The sequence below is a fragment of the uncultured Methanobrevibacter sp. genome, assembly GCF_902764455.1.
GTDB lineage: Archaea > Methanobacteriota > Methanobacteria > Methanobacteriales > Methanobacteriaceae > Methanocatella.
Genome location: NZ_CACWVY010000003.1, coordinates 22,666 through 42,908, shown reverse-complemented (window position 1 = coordinate 42,908; position 20,243 = coordinate 22,666). Strand labels below are relative to the sequence as shown.

The 20,243-nt window shown below is 32.0% G+C and carries 19 protein-coding genes; 6 read left to right on the top strand and 13 right to left on the bottom strand.

Going from position 1 to position 20,243, the window contains the following annotated elements:
* The first annotated feature begins 7 nt into the window (after positions 1-7).
* Positions 8-1,738, top strand: a complete 1,731-nt coding sequence (locus QZU75_RS01360) for an MATE family efflux transporter (RefSeq protein ID WP_296881154.1) — start codon at positions 8-10, stop codon at positions 1,736-1,738.
* A gap of 103 nt (positions 1,739-1,841) precedes the next feature.
* On the opposite strand, the gene QZU75_RS01355 is transcribed toward QZU75_RS01360, so the two are convergent.
* The 10 genes from QZU75_RS01355 to feoB all read right to left on the bottom strand — a co-directional run bounded on the left by QZU75_RS01355 (position 1,842) and on the right by feoB (position 12,242).
* Positions 1,842-2,525 carry a TIGR00266 family protein gene (locus QZU75_RS01355; RefSeq protein ID WP_296881153.1) on the bottom strand — a complete coding sequence of 228 codons (684 nt, stop codon included), beginning with the start codon at positions 2,523-2,525 and terminating at the stop codon, positions 1,842-1,844.
* 45 nt (positions 2,526-2,570) lie between these two features.
* Positions 2,571-3,374, bottom strand: coding sequence for a hypothetical protein (locus tag QZU75_RS01350; protein WP_296881152.1), 804 nt, complete (start codon positions 3,372-3,374; stop codon positions 2,571-2,573).
* A gap of 13 nt (positions 3,375-3,387) precedes the next feature.
* Positions 3,388-3,570 (bottom strand): hypothetical protein, encoded by a 183-nt coding sequence (locus QZU75_RS01345; RefSeq protein ID WP_296881151.1) that lies wholly within the window; start codon positions 3,568-3,570, stop codon positions 3,388-3,390.
* Between the two features lie 609 nt (positions 3,571-4,179).
* The gene (locus QZU75_RS01340) at positions 4,180-6,450 is read right to left on the bottom strand and encodes an ABC transporter permease (RefSeq protein ID WP_296881150.1); all 2,271 of its coding nucleotides are present in this window, start codon (positions 6,448-6,450) and stop codon (positions 4,180-4,182) included.
* Positions 6,451-6,454: 4 nt separating this feature from the next.
* Entirely contained in the window at positions 6,455-7,159 is a 705-nt protein-coding gene (locus QZU75_RS01335; protein ID WP_296881149.1) for an ABC transporter ATP-binding protein, read from the bottom strand.
* 109 nt (positions 7,160-7,268) lie between these two features.
* Positions 7,269-9,416, bottom strand: coding sequence for a heavy metal translocating P-type ATPase (locus QZU75_RS01330; protein ID WP_296881148.1), 2,148 nt, complete (start codon positions 9,414-9,416; stop codon positions 7,269-7,271).
* A gap of 24 nt (positions 9,417-9,440) precedes the next feature.
* Positions 9,441-9,707, bottom strand: a complete 267-nt coding sequence (locus QZU75_RS01325; protein WP_296881147.1) for a DUF6110 family protein — start codon at positions 9,705-9,707, stop codon at positions 9,441-9,443.
* Between the two features lie 15 nt (positions 9,708-9,722).
* Positions 9,723-9,932: a hypothetical protein gene (locus tag QZU75_RS01320; protein ID WP_296881146.1), complete on the bottom strand. Its 210-nt coding sequence runs from the start codon at positions 9,930-9,932 to the stop codon at positions 9,723-9,725.
* Between the two features lie 40 nt (positions 9,933-9,972).
* Positions 9,973-10,203, bottom strand: coding sequence for a FeoA family protein (locus QZU75_RS01315; protein WP_296881145.1), 231 nt, complete (start codon positions 10,201-10,203; stop codon positions 9,973-9,975).
* A gap of 20 nt (positions 10,204-10,223) precedes the next feature.
* Entirely contained in the window at positions 10,224-12,242 is a 2,019-nt protein-coding gene (gene feoB / locus QZU75_RS01310; protein WP_296881144.1) for a ferrous iron transport protein B, read from the bottom strand.
* Between the two features lie 555 nt (positions 12,243-12,797).
* Here feoB and QZU75_RS01305 point away from each other — a divergent pair.
* The 4 genes from QZU75_RS01305 (at position 12,798) to QZU75_RS01290 (ending at position 16,402) form a co-directional block, all read left to right on the top strand.
* Entirely contained in the window at positions 12,798-14,228 is a 1,431-nt protein-coding gene (locus tag QZU75_RS01305) for a TrkH family potassium uptake protein (protein WP_296881143.1), read from the top strand.
* Between the two features lie 123 nt (positions 14,229-14,351).
* On the top strand, positions 14,352-15,110 hold the full coding sequence (locus tag QZU75_RS01300; RefSeq protein ID WP_296881142.1) for a DUF4013 domain-containing protein: 759 nt from the start codon (positions 14,352-14,354) through the stop codon (positions 15,108-15,110).
* 183 nt (positions 15,111-15,293) lie between these two features.
* Positions 15,294-16,220, top strand: coding sequence for a type II secretion system F family protein (locus QZU75_RS01295; protein ID WP_296881141.1), 927 nt, complete (start codon positions 15,294-15,296; stop codon positions 16,218-16,220).
* The gene (locus tag QZU75_RS01290) at positions 16,220-16,402 is read left to right on the top strand and encodes a class III signal peptide-containing protein (protein WP_296881140.1); all 183 of its coding nucleotides are present in this window, start codon (positions 16,220-16,222) and stop codon (positions 16,400-16,402) included. Before QZU75_RS01295 ends, QZU75_RS01290 begins: the two co-directional genes overlap by 1 nt.
* A 276-nt stretch (positions 16,403-16,678) precedes the next feature.
* Here the strand turns inward: QZU75_RS01290 and QZU75_RS01285 are convergent, their stop codons facing one another.
* Positions 16,679-17,722: an acyltransferase gene (locus QZU75_RS01285; RefSeq protein WP_296881139.1), complete on the bottom strand. Its 1,044-nt coding sequence runs from the start codon at positions 17,720-17,722 to the stop codon at positions 16,679-16,681.
* Between the two features lie 192 nt (positions 17,723-17,914).
* Between QZU75_RS01285 and QZU75_RS01280 the strand changes: the two genes are divergently transcribed.
* Positions 17,915-18,625 (top strand): DUF4013 domain-containing protein, encoded by a 711-nt coding sequence (locus tag QZU75_RS01280; protein WP_296881138.1) that lies wholly within the window; start codon positions 17,915-17,917, stop codon positions 18,623-18,625.
* Positions 18,626-19,090: 465 nt separating this feature from the next.
* Here QZU75_RS01280 and QZU75_RS01275 read toward each other — a convergent pair whose 3' ends face one another.
* Together QZU75_RS01275 and QZU75_RS01270 are read right to left on the bottom strand one after the other, a co-directional pair.
* Positions 19,091-19,660, bottom strand: coding sequence for a TMEM175 family protein (locus tag QZU75_RS01275; protein WP_296881137.1), 570 nt, complete (start codon positions 19,658-19,660; stop codon positions 19,091-19,093).
* Entirely contained in the window at positions 19,650-20,231 is a 582-nt protein-coding gene (locus tag QZU75_RS01270; protein WP_296881136.1) for a TMEM175 family protein, read from the bottom strand. The genes QZU75_RS01275 and QZU75_RS01270 overlap by 11 nt, the downstream gene beginning before the upstream one ends.
* Between the last annotated feature and the right edge of the window lie 12 nt (positions 20,232-20,243).

The following is a 20,243-nucleotide window of genomic DNA, read 5'->3' as shown; positions in this document are numbered from 1 at the left end:
ATAAACGATGTATGAGAGAAATTATAATTTATTGAGAAGTAAATTTTCAGAATTTTTCCTGCCGACTTTATTCACATCAATGGCAGGAAACATCTGTCTTTTTGTTGACGGATTGATTGTTAGTTTTTTAATCGGTGCAGGAAATCTGTCAGCAATTCAAAGTGTGGCTCCGGTAATTACATTTGTTAATTTAATTTATTGGATGATTGGGTTGGGAGGCAGTGTACTGTGTTCTGTTGCAAAAGCGGAATTTGATGAAGAAGGATCCAACAGTTACTTTTCGGTTTCAATTATTTCACTTTTAACTATTGGAATTCTAATCATGATTGTAGGATTGCTGTTTTCAGGACCTATCTCTCAAATGCTATGTGCTTCACAGCCAGAGTTAGTTCCGGATGTAAATCTGTTTTTCAAAGCATTAATCATAGGTATGCCTTTCTTATGTTATATGATGAGTTTATCTTATTTTATAAGGGCGGATGGTATTCCTTCTTTACCATTCAGGGCAATACTATTAGCAAATATTGTTAATATTTGTTTTGACTTTGTTTATATTAAATTTTTAAATTTTGGTCTGTCTGGTGCTGCACTTGCAACTTCAACAGGGTATATTGTGGGTTCTATCATTATATCCTATTATTTCTTTAAACCAGAGCGCACACTGCAATTTATCAAATTGAAAGTTAAACCATTATTAAGTTATCTTAAAAAGATTGTAACATCAGGATTTTCATCCGCATCAACACAATTATATTTGACATTAAAATTGTACATCATAAACTTTTTATTAGGTCTTTATTTTGGGAAATTCGGTTTGGTAGCTTTTGGAATTTGTTATAACAGTTTATTTATATTATACATTTTCTTAATTGGAACGGCACAGACCATGTCTCCGATTGTATCTGTTTACTTCAAGGAAGAGGATTATTCAGGAGTTAATTATGTTATCCACAGAGCATTGAAGATTGTTTTAATTTCAAGTTTGGCATTGTCAGTTTTATTCATTGTTTATCCTCAATCATTATTGTTGTTGTATAGTGTTAAAGACTCTGCACAGGTTCCTGTTGTTTTAAATGCGCTTAGAATATTTGCAATATCTTATGTTGGTACTGCAATTACATTTTTATATACTTTCTACTCTCAGGCAATACAAAAGAATCAGTTGTCAACAATAATCTCATTACTTGAGGGGCTTGTGTTGCCGATTTCTCTTGCAATAATACTTGCATTAGCAATAGGTGGTGATGGAATTTGGATTTCATTTGCAATAGCGGAAGCCATAACAATAATGTTCATCTTTGTTTATTCAAGATACATCAGTAAAAAAACTGATGGTGAGTATTCAGGATTCTTTATCAATAAACATAATGATGACCAATCAGTATTTGAGCATACTATTAGTGGGGATGTTAAAGAAGCTGTTGAATTATCTAGCGATGTTCAAAACTATTTGTCTGAGAACAAATCTGCCACTTTGGTCAGTATGGCTATTGAGGAAATGCTTGTCAATATAATTAACACTAATGAAACTGTAGAAAATATTGACGTAATTGTTAGAGATAATGATGAAAATATTCTAATTTCTATTAAGGACACAGGTGTTGAATTCAATCCGGTTGTTGAAAATGAAGATTTGAAATTTGACAATATCAGCATTTTAAATAAAATATCTGACAATATTGATTACTCGAGAGTACTGGGATTAAACAGTACTGTAATTACAATTAAGAATAATTAATTTTATTCTTTTTTCTTTTTTTAAAATTATTTAGTAAAAAAAGTTTATAAAAGATTTATTTTTAAAATAAACCTTTAATAATTAATATTTGGACTAATATGTCTTATTTACTGTCTGGTTTTGGTAAATAAGGTATCAATGATTCAGCTAATCTGCTGATTGGCATGGTTTGTATCCATACTTTTCCAGGACCTTGTATTCTTGCAAAAAAGAGTCCTTCACCGAACATTATATTTTTGGCTCCTTTAACTCTTTCAATGTCAAAATCAACGCTTTCTTCCATTGCTGCAATGTGTCCAGGGTCAACTAATAATTTTTCTCCAGGTTGCAGGTCATGCTCTATTACTTCTCCGTCAATTTCTAAAAATACTATTCCTGTGTTGCTGAACTTTTGGAGAATGAATCCTTCACCACCAAATATTCCTGCTCCGAGTCTGGTTCTTATATGAATGTCAATGTCCACACTTTTTTCTGCTGCCAAAAATGCATTTTTCTGGCCTATGATTGTATTGGTTCCATCTAATTTGATTGCCATGATTTTTCCAGGGGTACAGGATGAAAATCCAATCTGCTGGTTATCTGATTGTGCTGTGAAAAAATTAAAAAACAATGTATCTCCGGATAGTGCTCTTCCAAGTCCTTTTAAAAGCCCTCCATCGGTATTTGTATCCATTTCCATATCGGAGGTCATAAAAGCCATAGCTCCAGTTTCATTTTTCATTGTTTCTCCTTTTTGTAATGTGCATATTACCATAGGGAATGCTCCGCCGCGTATTTCATATTCCATTTTATATCACCTTTTTTTTAATAACTATTATTGTAGTGGTGGAGATTATCCTCCACCGGGAATGGTATATTTATCATTTACTCCGTAAAATATCCCATCTCCTCGTCTTTTTTCAGTCACATTTAATAATGCATTATTGAAAATTATGTTCAATAATTTATACCCGTCCTTATCAACAAAATTGGTTAAAGAAGTGTTATTTTCCCTTATTTTCAATGTATCTTTTTCAATGTCAAAACATGCACCGTAAAGGATTTGCATTGAATTTTCTTCTGCTGATTGCGGAGGGTATTTTTCAGTTAAATTCTGTGATTTTAAGTAATTTTGGTAATTTTGCCATTCTTTTTTAAGTTCTTTTCCTTTTTTTGTTAATTTGCCGTTTTCCAGTATGTCCTTGTAGTTTTTGCCATCATAATTATTTTCATTTTCAATGGCTTTGACATATTCGGCAAGGTCTTTTTCAAATTTGTTGGCATTTGCAGCATTATGGGTTTGTTTTGCCATTGCCTTCAAGTTGAATTTTTTATTTTTATTCAAATTTTTAAGTAAGTTAATTGCTAGGGTTTCTGATGTTTTTAATTCTCCTTTATTTGCAATTCTAAGTGTTATTTTTTTCATGACTTCCATGTCTTCAGGGGTTAATTTTTTACCTACTTCATATGTATCATCCAAATCAATATCGCATTTGATTTGATCTTTGTTAATTAAATCGAGTATTGTGAGTGATAATGTTTTGATGCTTATTTCATTGTTTTTTGCAAATATGGTGGAAATCATAGAATATGAATCGCTGCTTGGAGGTTTTATGATTGCTTCATTTTCCTGATTTCTATTATTTAATCCTAACATATTTCTCACGTCCTTATTCTTTGTCTTTTAAAGATTCTAAGTATGCTTCATGGATTTCCTCTGCAAGTTCATCATTTCCTTCAATGATTGGTCCTGTGTAGTCACAGTCCTTACAACAGCATTGTGACCAGTTTTGAGGGATAATCCAGTCAACATTTTTAGATCCGCATCTTGGACAAATTTTATGCATTTTCATTTTAATTCCTCGTTAGTTTTTTTGTAGTCTTTTTAGATATTAAACTTAATAATTTGTTTCTAATAAATAATATATAAAATTTTTTGAATGTAAGTACAATCTTACATGTTTATATCTTTTTTAAAGTATTATTTGCTGATTAAATTAATAAATTGAAATTTTTGATGATTTGTCGGTAATTAGTGTTTAACATTTATATTCTACAAGTCTTATTTTGACCTATAAAATAATTAATTTCAACGTTAATTAAATGAAGTAATATCTTTTTTCTTTCAATATTATGAGTCAACTTTTACATTAACAGCAAATGTATTAAAAATCAATTCTATTTCGACTATTTGATGTATAAGCAAACATTTATAAGTTATCAAGTTAAATATATTAACATAAAATATTTAGGTTTTCCTAAAAATTTAATTTAAAAAGTGGAGGGATTTTATGGCAAACACTGCAGATTGTTGTTCTGTTGAAAAAAGTAAAGATTCCAAAAAGAAAAAAGGAATCTTGCAAAAGCTCTGGTGTTTCTTTTTTGGCTGCAATTGCCATTAAACACCTTTTAATAAAATAATTCTTTTTTTTTTAAATCACAAATATATGGGAATAGTTTAACTATTCGCCACTTTTAAGTGATTCCACCATGTCTAATTTTTTAATTTTACGTGAAAACATCAGATTTACAAGTATGGATAATGTAAATGTTATTATTGCAGTAAGTATTAAATTTGTAAGTGATATGGAAGGCAGAATATAAAATGAATCTCCTGAAGACTCCCACATGACTTTTAATATGTAATAACCTACTGGAATGCCTAATATAAATCCGATAGTTGTAAACCATAGATTTTGTGTTAAAAGTAATTTTCTCAAAGCCTTTGTTTTAAAACCTAAAACTTTAAGTGTTGCTATTTCACGTTCGATTTCTGTAAATGACAACAATCCTAAATTATATAATACTACAACTGCTAAAAGTGATGCAAAGAATATTAAAATGTATATTAATAGCCACATCGCTTCTGTAAGTTCATCCCAACTGGAAGTTATATCGTTCATTGAATTTGCTGTTTTGATAGCAGTATAGTTTTTGTCAACATGTTCAGTTGTTAAAATACTTGTCGGTGTGTAATTCAAATCCAAATCTTCAAGTTTGTCTGTTGACATGATGAATCCTTGTGAAGTTGGATCTGCATGGATTTTGTTAATTTTTGTATTAATCCATTTGTCTGAACCCATAATATGCCATTTTACACTGTCCCCTACATTAACACCAAGCATATCAGCCATTTTTTGTGAAATTGAAATCTCGTCATCCTCAATCTTGATTTTATTCCAGTTATAATCTGTTGGAGTTACCAAATCTGTATGGTTTAAAACCAGCAGTGAACCAGACTTCTTGGCCGAATCGGATTCAATTTCAATGGCGGATTCCATTATTTTATCTCCATTGACTTCATCAGCCACATCATCAATCTCTGATGTGCTTGCATTATCGTCAATTACTAATTTTGAATCATAGTGGTTAATTTGATTGAATTCCCATTCTTTCAGGTCATTCATTCCATCATACATTCCGAATGCAGATACCAGAAGTGCTGTACATCCTATAACTCCTACAATTGTCATCAATGCTCTAAACTTATTTCTTTTTGCATCTCTGTAATTCCATCGGGTATTGAATGATAAGTGTTTGAAAAATCCCAATTTTTCAATCAGGCCTGATGAAGAAACTTTAGGAACTTTTGGTCTTATTGTGTCTGCAGGATTTTCATTAAAAATGCTTTTAACCGCATAATATGAAACCAGAACTGACATTGCAACCATGGCTAATGCAACGTAGACAAAATCCATGCTCCATTTTGGGTCCCATGAAGGCAATATGTATGTGGAGCTCATTGATGGATAGAATAGCTGCGGCAGTGTCATAGGACCTATGATTAAACCTAAAATGGAACCGACCAGTACCAGCCAGAACCCGTAGGATATGTAGTGAAACATTATTGACTTGTCTTTAAATCCGCATGCTTTTAAAATACCAATTTGTGTTCTCTGATGTGTAATTATCCTTGTCATTGTTGTTAAAAGAATTAACATTGCAATTAAAATGAAGACTACTGGAAAAATTCCTGCCATCATTTGATGCTGGTCCATTTCTTCTGAAAACTGACTTACGCTTGTGTGTTCTGATCTTTCAACAAATGAATTATATTTTCCGTCCATTTTCTCAGACAGTAAGCTGTTGAAAGTTTCAGCAGTTTCATCGAATTTCACATTTAAAACATTATAAGGGACAATTTGTGAGGGGAATGCCTTATAGCTCATATATGCAAAACCTATTTTGGAAAAATCAGGAATTACAGATGATTTTGAAGCGTGATAAACATATTCTGGTGAATAACCTGTCCCCTTGACTTCTTTTTCTATTTTCATTCCGTTAAACTCAAAAGTTATATTGTCTCCAACATTAACGTTTTTTGCATCTGCAAAACTTTTATCAAGCCATACGCCTTCACTGTCATTAATGTCCAATGCTTTTCCTTCAACTAAATAGAATTTTGATATTGTATTGTTTTCTACAAAATGCAGAGTAATCTCGGGGTCATTCGAATAATCTGCAACCGAATCAACAACCAGCTGCCTTTCCATTTGGGTTGTCGGACCTAAACAGTATATCTGGTCCAAAAATCTTTCATTTAGATTAGCTGAGTAAATCCAACCGTCCGCCAGATTAGTATTGCTGTAATAGTCATTGCTGTTAACTTCAAGACCTACAGATTCACCTCCAACACCTGCAAAGACAAATACTCCTAAAAATGCCATTAAAAAAATAGATATAAATTGGGCTTTGTGTTTAAGTATGTCTCTTAACATCTTTTTAAAAAGCATTGAATCACCATTCTAAATCTGTAATGTTTTTGGGATTTTCATTAACAACAATGCTTTCTATCTGACCGTTTTTAATTCTGATTACTTTGTCTGCGGCTTCTGCTAAAATTGCATTGTGTGTTACAATAACGACGGTGGTTCCTTTGTTGTTGCTCATATCCTGAAGCAAATTCAGAATCAAAACGCCTGTTTTAGAGTCAAGCGCTCCTGTTGGCTCATCACATAAAAGCATTGTAGGTTGTTTAGCTACTGCTCTTGCAATGGATACTCTTTGCTGTTCTCCACCGGATAACTGTGCAGGAAATTGATTGGCATGATCTTTAAGCCCTACTGAATCTAGAACTTCCATGCCGTTTATATTCACCTTGACAATGTCCTTCATAAGTTCTACATTTTCAAGAGCGGTTAAATTTGGTATGAGATTATAAAACTGAAAAATAAAGCCCACATTTTCTGCCCGGTAGGATGTAAGCTGATTATCTGAAAAATTTTCTATATGATTTCCATTAACGATAATTTCGCCGGATGTAAGTGTATCAAGACCGCCTAAAAGGTTCAGTAATGTTGATTTACCTGCGCCTGAAGGTCCTAAAATAATAACAAATTCACCTTCATCGATTGTAAAATTGACATTGTCCATAGCTTTTAAAATATGCTCTCCGGACTTATAAATCTTGTTAACATTTTTAAATTCAATAATTGTACTCATGAACAGTACCTTCCTAAATAATTGATTTAAATAGTCATATATAAGAGATATTTTTTACTAAATATTCTTATACTCGCAGATGTACTCTTAATTTAAAAAAAAGAAAAGATTAAGAAATATCAGCTACTTCAATAGCTTCTACTTCTATATCTCTTGAAAAATCTTTATCAGTTAAAACTGATTTAGTGCTCATTACTCCAAACAACATGGTAGATAGGTTATGTATCATTGATGAAGTTGATGGAGGAATTATGCCTAAAACACCTAAAACAAGAAGGCTGCCATTTACTGCAACAATATTGTGGTAATTTTTGTTGATTTTATCCAACATTCCAACACTTAGTTTCCTGAGTGTTACGAGGTCATATAAATCGTCGGACAGTAATGATATGTCTGCTACTTCACGTGCAATATCTGATGAATGTTTCATTGAAACAGATACATCAGCTGCTGCAAGTGCCGGGGAATCATTGATTCCGTCTCCGACCATAATGACGGTTTTTCCGTCTTGTTTTAACTCTTCTACAATTCTTGATTTATCTTCTGGAAGAACTTGTGATTTATAATCTGTGATGCCTAATGCTTTAGCACTAGCTTTTGCACCGCTTTCACTGTCTCCTGTAAGCATTATGACATTTTCAATGCCTAACTCTTTTAGTTCTTCTATTACATATTTTGCTTCTTCACGTACGGGATCATCAATGCAGATTAAGCCTTCAAGTTTTCCGTCTATGCCCAGATAAACTACAGAGTGTTCTGCTGCTTTTTTAGCCATTTTCTTTTCCTGGGCTTTGGTTGCTTTCACTTTCTCATCATCAAATAAGAAGTGTTTTGATCCTATTACTGCACGTTTTCCGTCATATTCGGTTACAATGCCATGTGCTACAATGTATTCCACTTCACTGTGGTCTTCTTCATGTTTGAGGCCTTCCTTCTCAGCCTGTTTTACTATGGCAGTTGCAATACTGTGTGCGAAATGCTCTTCAATACATGCGGCCATTCTTAGAATGTCATCACGTTTGTATCGTCTGGACATAGGAACTACTTCAACAACCTTTGGAGTTGCTTTTGTTAGTGTTCCTGTTTTATCGAATATGATGGTGTCTGCATTTGCATAGTTTTCTAAAAATTTACCTCCTTTTACCATCATTCTATTGTCTGATGCTTCTCGCATTGCAGATATGATGGATAATGGGGTTGTTAGCTTAATGGCACATGAAAAATCAACCATCAATACGGATAATGCTTTTGTTGAATTTCCGGTAATTAAGTAGGTTAAAGCTGTTGCAAGGAAACTGTATGGAACAATTGAATCGGCAAGTTTTTCAGCTTTGCTTTGTGTATCTGCCTTCAACTCTTCTGAATTTTCAATTAAATCGATTATTTTATTTAAACGGGTTTCCTTGTTCATTGAATAAACTTCAACTATCAGATTACCTTCTTCTATAACAGTTCCTGCATGAACTGTTTTTCCAGGTCTTTTATGGGTTGCTAATGGCTCTCCAGTCATGGAAGCTTCATTAACCATTGCTTCTCCTTCAATTACTTTTCCATCAACCGGTATCACATCGCCCATGTGGACTTTAATTTTATCTCCCTTATCTATATCAACAGCAGGGCATTGTTTTTCTTCACCGTCTTCTCCTACTACCCATACAGTATCTATATTTAAAGCCAAACTGTCTTTAAGTGTACTTTTAGCTTTTTGTATTGTGTAGTCTTCAAGCGCATCGGAGATTGACAATAAGAACATCATTGAACTTGCTGGTTTGTACTGTTTTTGCAGTAGTGCTCCGGTTACTGCCGCACCGTCGAGAAGTGCAACATCAACTCTAAAGCTGGTCAAACTGTCCAAACCATTCCAGATATATTCTGCTGCATTATAAATTGTCAATGCATTTCTAATAGGCATCGGTAGGAATATTCTATAAAGAACTCTATTAAAAATCATTTTGGATAATTTGAGATAAAACTCGTCGGTGATTTCCCTTGAAGTTTGAGCTTGAGTCGGCTCTGCTTCAAACAAATCATCTAATGTAATACCATCAAGGATATTGAAAATCTTCTTTTTGCTTTCAATATCTCCGTCGTAGTATATTAAAATACTTCCGTTTCTATGGGAAGTGTATACTTCATGGATAAAACTTTGATTTAAAAGTAATGAAGCGAGGCCATAACCTTCTTCTTTGGTGAAAGCCCATTGGCCTGAACGAACTCTTAATCGAGTTTTGTTATCATACATTACTTTGTATTTCATTTCTTTATACCTGAAAAAATAAGCTTATTCTTTTGCTTCTATATAAATCTCTTTTTTAGTTTCTGCGTTTGCATCAACCACAATGTCTTCTGCATTTTCTTTCATGTCTTGGAAACATTCTTCAGCATCTTTTTTAGCAGACATTACGGATGCCATGCCTTGTGTTGCAGCATCTTTCACGGTTTTTGATTCTAATATTTTTTTACCGACAATTGCAGTAGCGATTCCTGCTGCAAAAATTAACGCATGTTTGTGCTCATAACATTTATTAATAATTTCATCACGATTCATTTTAACAATCTCCCTTTAAAAAAATGATTTGTTTTCTTTTTTTCTATTTATTTTATTTTTCAATTTGTTAATAAATTCAAATTCTTCTTCAAGTTCCGGATGGTTTCCAAATCCGCAATTTGGACAATGAACCTGTTTGCATCCGGAATGTTTTCCACAGCCAACGCACCCACGGTTTTTCAATTTTTTCTCATCAAATTCAAAACCACAAATACGACATTTCATATTTTACCTCATAATAAAAAAAATATTGAAATATTGAAGTTTATTCCACTTCAATATTTTTTGCTTCATCTTTTCGAAGACAAACATCATATCCTTTGATGTTCATTTCAATGGGATCGCCTAAGGTAGCAACTTTTTTAACAGTAATTTTTGCTCCTTTAACAAAACCCATTCCCAGCAGGTGTCTTCTTAAATCCACATCTCCGTCATTATGGTATTTTACCAATGTGACTGTTTCACCAGGTTTTACATCCTTTAAAGTTTTTGTCATTTATATCACCTTACCAATGTTTATCCGAATCCTGCAAGTAAACCAACATTGTAGATTAGGAATGCTACAATATAAGCAGTCACTAATGTAATGGCTGACATTGTCAATGGCCATTTCCAGCTGTTGGTTTCTTGTTTGATTGCTCCAATAGCTGCAAAACAAGGCACGTATAATAAACAGAATGCCATGAATGAATATGCAGATAGTGGTGTGAACAAGTCTTGAACTAATGCGACAGTTCCTTCCTCATCATCTTCTTCAAGTCCACCTAATGTGGTAAATGTTGATACTACAACTTCTTTTGCAACTAAACCTGTAAGGATTGCAATACCTGCTTGCCAGGTTGAAAAACCAAGCGGAGCAAAAATAGGGGCTATTGCACTACCTATCATACCAAGTATACTTTCCTGTGATCCGTATTCCACACCAAATGGCAAGTAACTTAAAATCCAGATTATGATTGCAGAAACAAGAATGATAGTACCTGCTTTTCTTAAGAAACCTTTAGTTTTATCCCAAGTGTGTAATAAAACACCTTTTAGAGATGGGATCTTGTATGTTGGAAGTTCCATAACAAATGGTGCGGACATTCCTTTAAACATTGTTCTTTTAAGGATACCTGCAACAATAAGTGCCACAACTATACCTAATATATAGATTGATAATAAAATTAGACTTTTGTTTGCTGTAAAGAATGCTGCGATAAAAATTGAGTAAATTGGCAGTCTTGCTGTACATGACATGAATGGAATAAGCATCATTGCAAGCAGACGGTCAGATTCATTTTCCATGGTTCTTGTTGCCATAACTGCAGGCACTCCACAACCGAATCCTAAAATCATTGGAATGAAAGCTTTTCCGTGAAGACCTACAATTGCGTGCATGACTTTATCTAAAGTGAAAGCGGCTCTTGCTAGATAACCACTGTCTTCCAGTATGCTTAAGAATAAAAACATAAGAATAATTTGCGGTAAGAATACAAGAACTCCTCCTACACCTCCGATAAGTCCGTTTTGGAGGAATGAACCTAACATTTCATTTCCAACAGAGGCTACCAGATATTCTCCTAACCATCCAAACCATTCATCAATAAAATCACAAAATGGTGTTGCTATTGTAAATGTCAAATGGAATAAGAGAAACATTACTCCTAAGAATATAAATGGGGCGAGAAGCCTATTTGTTACAATTTTATCTATTCTGTCAGTTACGGTTTCTTTTTCAACACTCGGTTTTTTTACAGCTTCGGCCATCAAACCGTCGATAAATGCATATCTTGCATTTGCAATAACTTCCTCTGCACCTTCATTATATACTGATTGGAGGTGGCCTGCTACACGGTCTGTTTCAGCCATTATAGCGGAACTTTGAGGAGAGCTTTGAACTTTTTGGATAACTATTGAATCCCTTTCAAGTAACTTTATTGCAGTCCAGACTGAAGGCACATCCAACAGATTTTTATCTTTTTCAATTAATTCCTGTAATTCACCAAGATGCTCTCTTAGTTCATCACCATAGGATAATTTTTCACTGGAATTGATTGGATTTTTGGATTGTTTTTCAACGGTGTTTAACAGTTCGTCAAATCCGTCTCCAGTTTTAGCATTGATTTCAATTACTGGAAATCCTAAAAGTTCACTCATCAAATCAATGTCTATGATATGATCTTTTTTCTTTGCAAAATCGTTCATGTTAAGGGCTAATACAAGGTTAGCACCTAATTCCATCATTTGTACTGTTAAATATAAATTTCGTTCTAAATTAGCAGCATCTACTACATTCACGATTGCATCTGAGGAGTCATCTACGATGAAATCTCTTGATACGATTTCTTCCATAGAATGTGCGCTCAATGCGTAATTTCCCGGCAAATCTATAACGTCATAGTTATAGTTTCCGTGGGAAAAGTGACCCTCTGCTTTTTCCACGGTTTTTCCGGGCCAGTTACCTACATGCTGGCGCATTCCAGTCAATCGATTGAAGACAGTAGTTTTACCCACATTGGGGTTTCCTGCTAATCCTACAATTAATTCTGTCATTAACCATTCTCCCGTTTTAATTAAAAAATTTGGAATAATATTTTTTTGAAATATTATATTCCTCGAAAATTTAGCCATATTCGTTCGTTAAAAATACATGACTATAATTTAGGTAAACCTAAACATTTATATAATTGTCTTTAATACTATTTAAATTTTTAGGCATTCCTAATATATTTCAATCAACAACTGTTTTTGGTAATTTTAAATGGATATTGTTATAATTTTAATAATTATGCTGGTTAAAAATGTTATTCGAAAGTAAAATAATTTGTTTTTAGTATAATAATTAATATTTTCATAGATTGCTTTTAAAAAATACTTAAAAAATATGTTTAAATCTTTTGATGTAATTTCAAATTTTAATTATAGTTTCTGGCAATAGTTAATTGAGGGTTTGGTTTTTTGGTTTTTTAGATTCAATATTATATGGGGGTTTTACTCTAAAAATTAATTGATGAAATTTTTTTTTAGCCAATTGTTTTTTCATCATCATTAAAATTCATTGTTTAAAATTTATATAGTAATTTGTTTAATATTTTAAGTGGGAAGCATATGAGGTTTGTAAATAAAAGTGATATGTTTATCATCGCTAGGAATTCCGGAATGATAATGATTGGAATAGGGCTGATGTGTCTGGTTCCGATTATTGTCGATTTTGTATTTCTTGAATTCAATGTAATGGGATATGTTATACCTGCATTAATATCGATTGTTGCGGGTTTAATCTGCATAAAAGTTTTTGATAAATATTCTACAAGTAAAACTCGTCTAAAACATGGAATGATTACGTCAGCTTTAGTTTGGCTCTGGGCATCCATTATTTGTGGGCTGGTGTTTTATTTTGTAACTGGTATAAACTTCATAGACTGTATTTTTGAAAGCATGTCTGCTTTAACTGGAAGTGGAATTACAATTTATAGTGATGTTGAAGTATTACCTTATAGTATATTGTTTTTCAGAGCATTTCAGCAATGGATTGGTGGTTTGGGAATCATTGTTTTGATAATTTCTTTTTTATCAAAACCGGGAACTACATCATCCAGATTATATCAGTCTGAAGCCCGTGAAGACCGTATTAAACCATCTATCAAAGCCACTATCCAGGAAACCTTAAAAATATATGCGATTTATACTGTTGCCGGAATTATATTATATGTATATGCGGGGATGCCTGTTTTTGATTCGATTTGCCATACATTCAGTACTATTTCGACAGGAGGTATGAGCGTAAAAAATGCCAACATTGGATTTTACCACAGTGATTTGATTTATTTTATTACAATCATTTTAATGATACTGGGGGCAACAAGCTTTCTGGTGCAATATAAAGTTATTAAAACACGGGGAAAATCATTAATTAGGGATTTGCAATTTCAGGTATTGATTTCAATCATTGCTGGAGTCTCTTTATTGATATATTTCATATCCAATATAGTTCCTATGGAGGTTTTATTCCATGTTGTCTCTGCAATAACAACAACGGGTGCAAGCATTCAAAGTGCTACTGTAATGGCGGGCTGGCCGTCAAATGTAATTATCATTATAATGACATTAATGCTTATTGGAGGTTCTAATGGATCTACTGTAGGTGCTCTTAAGTTAATGAGGGTTATTACCTTTTTTAAGGGAATATATAAGAATTTACGTGGAATATTGTCTCCAAATAGTGTTATCAATCTTGAAATTTCAGGTAAAAAAATCACTGATGAACTGGTTGCGGAAAGCGGAAACTACATAACTCTCTATTTAATCTGCATTCTTATTACATGGATATTGATGTGTTCATATGGTCATGACCCGTTCCAGTCATTATTCTTTACTATTTCAATGCAGGGCAATGTCGGTCTGGAAATCGGACAGATGTCCCAGGCAATAGAATTGCCGCTAAAAGCCGTTGGTATATTTAACATGTGGATTGGAAGACTGGAAATTTATCCTGTTCTGATTACATTTAGGGCATTTTTTGAAATATTTAAAAGATAGTTATTGTTTAATTCAATTGAGATGGTTGAATACTATCTGAATAGCATTGACAAAATTAAATCATATTTAATATCGTTAACTTTATTTGTAATTTTTCTTAAATATTAATATTGAGGAGTATTCATGCCACTGTTTAAAATGAAAAAAGTATGGGATTATTGCACATATGATAAAGCATTCTTTTTTGTTATTCTATTATTATTTTGTGTATGGAATGCTCTTCAGCAATATGCATCTTCGAAAAATATAGTAATATATTTATTTATTTTTTTAATTAATTGTATGGTATTAGGTTATGGATTGACAATTACTCGTGATGTGATAAATGGAGGTATCAGATTACCTAAAATAATGATTAAAAATGTTGTAGTTTTGGGAATCAAATCAATTATTGTTTATCTTATTTATTTTTTTGTTCAGGCAATAATTTTAGGGGTCATATCTAATCCGCTAAATTTTCCTGAGTTTGATTTGGAGGATTTGTTATTGCAACTTCCAGAAACAATTAAGTTATTTTTTTCACATAGTCCTGCAGATGCATTTATATTTATTGTTCTAGGTGCAATTGTATTTTATATTACTACATTTTTCATGGAAATCGCACTGGCCAGACTTGCTGATACAGGTGATGTCAAATCTGCTTTTAATCTGAAGGGTATAAAAAGAGATATAGATTTGCTTGGATGGAAGCATTATGTAAAAGACTTTACTTTAATCATTTTAGCAATAGTTATTTTTTCATATTTCACAGCTCTCTATTTTGAAATTGATATTATAAATTATATATGGGATGTTTTTTGGATGGTATTAGTTTTTGTAACTCAATACTGGGGTATTGGTGTGATTTATAGGGAAATTAAAGAAAAAAAATCATTTAGTTGAATCCTAATTTTTAAATCAGGAACCATAGATAATATTTCTTAATTGTCTGTGTAACTTAATATTTTAATGCATTGTATTGCAGGTGTAATTTTGTTTACTGCAAAATCAAAATTGTTTTCACATTTTAAAATTGATTTAAACCAAAACCATTCATTTATATGTTATAATATTCTATATTAATTTATGAAATTTAAAATAATAAATGATTTGGCGTCAGTTATTGACAATATTGTTTCTGAAAAGTATTTATCTAAATTCCAGGAATTTTTATTAAGTGGAGCCATTTTTACAGAAGCGAGTAAAGTTTTAGCTATTATAATAATTTTCATTTTAGTAGCTGAAATTGTTTTGGCATTAACAGTTACAATTTTTGCACTGCAGGTATCTGTATTGATTTTACCATTTTTTGTAGTTCCTGGTCTTTTCACATATGTTGTGGTTCAACAGGAAAAGAGGGCACAGGAAATAGAACGAACGGCCCCGGACTTTTTAAGACAGCTTTCAAGTATGCTTCAGGTCGGACTCAGTTTTGAAAACGCAATGGAAGACATGTCACAGTATGGTGAAGGTCCGCTCTACGATGAAATGAGGAGGACAATCATTGAGATTCGTATGGGTCGTAATTTTGATGATGCCTGGAGAGCAATGTCTAAACGCTTGAAATCCAGGGAATTGGAAAGAATTTTCGGAATTATTCTTGATGGGCGTAAATCTGGATCCAGTATTTCAACAGTATTGTCTGATGTTTCAGATGATTTACGGGATTTGATGGCTCTTAAACGTGAGAGAAAATCTGCAGTTATGATGTCTGTAATGTTTCTGTTAATTTCAGCGATAATTGCAACCCCATTTGCTGTTGGTATGGTTGGCGTTTATTCGGAATTTATGCAAAACTATGGGATGGAATCCGAAATTATTATGACGGCTCCAATTGCTGGGGAGGTTTACTTAATAATTCACTCACTTTTGGTGAGTTTTATTGTCAGTCTCATTATGTATGGAGATATTAAAAAAGGATTTAAGTTTTCTATACCATTAGTTGCCTCATCTTTTGGAATATTCTATTTTATTTCAACATTTGGGGGAAGTTTGCTTATGGGGGGATTTTGATGGACAGTAAAGGACAGGCATCTGCCGAATTCATATTGCTTTTTGGAGGAATAATTGTGGTTGTATTGCTGGCTATTTATATGTATAATCGATATATTGGTGATTTAAGTGGACAAATTAATTCAAAAGAAGTTAATGAGTTTAAAAATCAGTTAAATGTACTGGGAACATATTTTAAATAAGTAAATTAGAAATTATGCCAATAACAATCAGTAATGTCTCTAAAAAAATATTATGATGTTTCTGTTAATCTCTTCTGCATGATGGTGGTTCAATATATTATGTTATTCAAAAACTTAAAAAAGGCAAAACCTATACTGTACAGGTTATCTATCCTAAAAATACTGTTAAAACAACTTTAAAAGTTAAAGGCTAGTTCCTTTAACATGTTCTTTTTTTATAAGATGTTAATGAGTTTAAAAATAAGTTTTTAAAGAAATAAGGAGATAATTTGATAATTATCTCATGTACAATATAAATTTTCCAAATTTCGGGATTCTATAAATTATCACTACTGCAATGTAACTCAGTATTATTAATAAAATCCAAAGAATTATGGCTTTTACAGGTTCTGTGAATGGCAAATCAACAATTACTGGAAGTAAAGGCAATCTGAATATGTTGTGCACTAAAAACACTGCAAATGAATATTTGGCCAGGAAGGAAACAAATGGATATGCTCTTACTTTTCCCACTCTTGAACATAATTCAAATAATGCAAATGATCCTGTTAGGATGAATGGGAATTCATACCATAGGAAAAAGTCGTAGCCTTTTATAAATGCATAATACTGGAATAAAACACATATCAGGAATGATATGAATGCAAGCAATCCTAATAATGAACTTTTAATATTTTTAAATTGTCCTTTTTTAACCAGATATCCAAGAATTATATAAATTCCGTAAATTCCTCCACTGAATCCGAGACAATATTGGATATTTACATTTTTAATGCCGTGCATATCTAATACGGTTGTAATAAACGGAAGCAGAAATGCTAAAAGTGTAAATATGACTGTTGCTTGCCAAATGATTTTATCATCAAAATGTTTAAGTGCACTTGCAACAAAAGGCATTGAAAGATACATTCCAATAATCATTGGCATATACCACATATGGCTAAAAAATAGGTTTCCGGCTTCGCTGAAATTAACCTGCTCATATCCAAAACTAATATATTGCAGACTAAGGGCATATATTATTGCCCAGATAACAGTGACAATGATTAATCCTCTACAGTTCTTTTCCCAAAACTTACGGACACGATCATTATCATAAGATCTGTCAAGCAGCAGATATCCTGTAATCATTAAAAAGAATGGAACTCCTATACGACCAATAAACAGTGAAGCAAAATTAAATATTCTGGAGTATATTGTATAATTCAGTATAGCATCAGATGAGATAATATAAATTCCATCGGTAGCGTGAATGTACAATACAGTTAAAATAGCTATTGCACGTACAAGATCAATCCACTCAACTCTATTTTTTCCCATTGATTTTTTCTCCATATAATCAATATATAATATTTTGTCAATGTAAGTTAAATAGTTATTTTTGTTTTAGATTTTTTTTAACAGTATTAAATTTTTTTCATTTTTTTAATCAAATTTAAATATGTCTGCCAATAAAGTTATATAATAATCTCATTTAATGAGTTTTTTTAAATTAAATAAAAGGTGAACAAAATGGAAATAAGCGATATATTTAGCGATGCTTTGGTTTATCCATTTAATAATCTTAAAGCATTAGTGTTATATTTAATCTTAGGTATAATTTTAGGAATAGCTATTGCTGGTACTCTTGGTGCAGTAATGGCAGGTGCTTTAGCTAATAATGCATTAGCAGTTATAGGATCAGGAATTATTGGAATTATCATTGCTTTTGTAATTGGTTTTATCATTACAGGTTATGAATTGGATATTATCACATTTGGTATTGAAAGAAACAATGATGCACCAGGAATTGACATTGTAAATCAATTTATCAATGGTATAAAAGTATTTGTAGTAAACATTGTCTACTTTATTATCCCTCTTATTATTGCTGCTATTTTGGCTGTAATCTTCCAGCACTGGTTATCTGTAATATTAACTTTGGTATTATTTATTGTATTTGGTTTAGCAGCATTTATGGGGAACTGCAGACTAGCTAAAACCCATGATTTAGGTTATGCTTTAGATATTGGTGAGGCAATAGGGGATATTTCAAAAGTTGGAATTGTACAATTAATTTTATTCCTTGTAATTGTTTTTGTAATAGCTTTTGTTTTATATTTCATTGGAGGTGTTCTTTCTAACTGGAATTCTACTGTTGGAGGTATTTTCACAGGCATTATTGGGGTTTACATTACTTTCTTCAGCAGTAGAGCTATGGGTTTATTATACTCAGACGTATAATCTACCTTCTTTTTTTATTTTTTTTCATTTCTGTAATTTTTGTTTTAATCTTTTTTTTTAAGTGTTTAAAAGCTTTTTCTTGAATTGAATTTTTTTCTAGAAATACTGTCCTATCATTTAATTTTTTCACAGGCAAAATATCTTTGAAGATTGACTAAAATATCTGAAAAATCATTATATTTATTATAATTATTTATCTACTTTTTGTTTTGCATTTGACTCTAATTTATTTTTATTTAATTGATTTAATGGTTTTTATGATAGTTATTGTAATTATTTTTCCAAGCAGTAACTCGATATTTTCCTCATGTTTTTAAATTAAAAAAATGTGGTGATGTTTTTTCAGGATTGAATTATCGGAATTTAAAATAATTGTAATAACTCGATTAAAATATAAAAAAAGAAAATATTTCACTTCATTTAAAAAAATTTGCCATTTCAAGTTGTTACACTTGAAATGCACATCTAAATTACATTAATTAGTTTGGGTATGAACCATACTCCTACTATTGAAATCAGACAGCATATGATAATTGCAGGAGGAAATATGAAATAGCCTATTACCATCCCAATCAGAACAATAATTATTGTCCAGTATAATGGATAATGATTACTTAAAGCAAGCTGCAGCGCAATATTTCCAGGGTCTGTTTCTTTTAGGAATTTTCCAATCAGCATTGAAAGAATTGCCGTAACCAAAAACAATAATCCATACATGAACTGAGGGAAAAACAGATAGAAATTTTCACCAACAAAGATTGTAAAGTATGGAAGCAGTGAAAATACAAACAGTGTGATTCCCATCGTCCAAATCACATTTGGATCAATTTTGTTCACAATATTGAATAGGTTATTGTTATAGTTCCAGAAGTTAAAGCACACAATAAAGCTGATTGCATAAATAAAAAAGTCGTATCTTAGTTCATAAAGTGATTCCCAGCTTCCAAGACTTGCAAGAGGTATTTCCAAAACAATAACGGTAATTATAATTGCCAATATTGCATCAATCAATGCTTCAAATCTTTCAGTTTCCATAAGCTTTCCTCCTCAATAATCTGCCTAATAAAATCCATAGAACAACAGATATCAGGCAGCAAATGAAAATTCCGGGTACGTATACTGTATATGTTAAAATGAACCCGAGAACCAGTATGATGATTGGAATGTTCATATAGTAGGAATTGAAATTCAAATCATGCAGCTGCTGATTATATGGGTTGCTTCTGTAAATTGCTCTATTGGCTAATGTATTCAAAATATGTGTTACGATAAAAATTAATCCGAACATTGTCTCTGCAGGGACGGAATAAACATGATTTGCAAGCCAAATTGTAAAATAGGGTAGCAGTGAAATAACAAAGGTCATTGTTCCATAAATCCACACACAGCTGTTGTCTATTGTATCAACGACCTGAAAGAGGTTATGATTTGCATACCAGATGTTATATAATATTAGAAAACTAAGGAAATAAGCAGCATAAATATAGTTTAGTTCAAGAATTCCATTTAATGTAGGCGTTGCAGGCTGCGGAATTTTCAAAACCAGAACGGTTATTATGATTGCAATTATTGCATCGAAAAATGTTTCAAATCTTGTAGTTTCCATAAGTGAATATTT

Excerpts from the sequence above, each read along its gene's own strand:
- QZU75_RS01360 (WP_296881154.1), top strand. The coding sequence starts at position 8 with ATGTATGAGAGAAATTATAATTTATTGAGAAGTAAATTTTCAGAATTT.
- QZU75_RS01355 (WP_296881153.1), bottom strand. The coding sequence starts at position 2,525 with ATGGAATATGAAATACGCGGCGGAGCATTCCCTATGGTAATATGCACA.
- QZU75_RS01350 (WP_296881152.1), bottom strand. The coding sequence starts at position 3,374 with ATGTTAGGATTAAATAATAGAAATCAGGAAAATGAAGCAATCATAAAA.
- QZU75_RS01345 (WP_296881151.1), bottom strand. The coding sequence starts at position 3,570 with ATGAAAATGCATAAAATTTGTCCAAGATGCGGATCTAAAAATGTTGAC.
- QZU75_RS01340 (WP_296881150.1), bottom strand. The coding sequence starts at position 6,450 with ATGCTTTTTAAAAAGATGTTAAGAGACATACTTAAACACAAAGCCCAA.
- QZU75_RS01335 (WP_296881149.1), bottom strand. The coding sequence starts at position 7,159 with ATGAGTACAATTATTGAATTTAAAAATGTTAACAAGATTTATAAGTCC.
- QZU75_RS01330 (WP_296881148.1), bottom strand. The coding sequence starts at position 9,416 with ATGAAATACAAAGTAATGTATGATAACAAAACTCGATTAAGAGTTCGT.
- QZU75_RS01325 (WP_296881147.1), bottom strand. The coding sequence starts at position 9,707 with ATGAATCGTGATGAAATTATTAATAAATGTTATGAGCACAAACATGCG.
- QZU75_RS01320 (WP_296881146.1), bottom strand. The coding sequence starts at position 9,932 with ATGAAATGTCGTATTTGTGGTTTTGAATTTGATGAGAAAAAATTGAAA.
- QZU75_RS01315 (WP_296881145.1), bottom strand. The coding sequence starts at position 10,203 with ATGACAAAAACTTTAAAGGATGTAAAACCTGGTGAAACAGTCACATTG.
- feoB (WP_296881144.1), bottom strand. The coding sequence starts at position 12,242 with ATGACAGAATTAATTGTAGGATTAGCAGGAAACCCCAATGTGGGTAAA.
- QZU75_RS01305 (WP_296881143.1), top strand. The coding sequence starts at position 12,798 with ATGAGGTTTGTAAATAAAAGTGATATGTTTATCATCGCTAGGAATTCC.
- QZU75_RS01300 (WP_296881142.1), top strand. The coding sequence starts at position 14,352 with ATGCCACTGTTTAAAATGAAAAAAGTATGGGATTATTGCACATATGAT.
- QZU75_RS01295 (WP_296881141.1), top strand. The coding sequence starts at position 15,294 with ATGAAATTTAAAATAATAAATGATTTGGCGTCAGTTATTGACAATATT.
- QZU75_RS01290 (WP_296881140.1), top strand. The coding sequence starts at position 16,220 with ATGGACAGTAAAGGACAGGCATCTGCCGAATTCATATTGCTTTTTGGA.
- QZU75_RS01285 (WP_296881139.1), bottom strand. The coding sequence starts at position 17,722 with ATGGGAAAAAATAGAGTTGAGTGGATTGATCTTGTACGTGCAATAGCT.
- QZU75_RS01280 (WP_296881138.1), top strand. The coding sequence starts at position 17,915 with ATGGAAATAAGCGATATATTTAGCGATGCTTTGGTTTATCCATTTAAT.
- QZU75_RS01275 (WP_296881137.1), bottom strand. The coding sequence starts at position 19,660 with ATGGAAACTGAAAGATTTGAAGCATTGATTGATGCAATATTGGCAATT.
- QZU75_RS01270 (WP_296881136.1), bottom strand. The coding sequence starts at position 20,231 with ATGGAAACTACAAGATTTGAAACATTTTTCGATGCAATAATTGCAATC.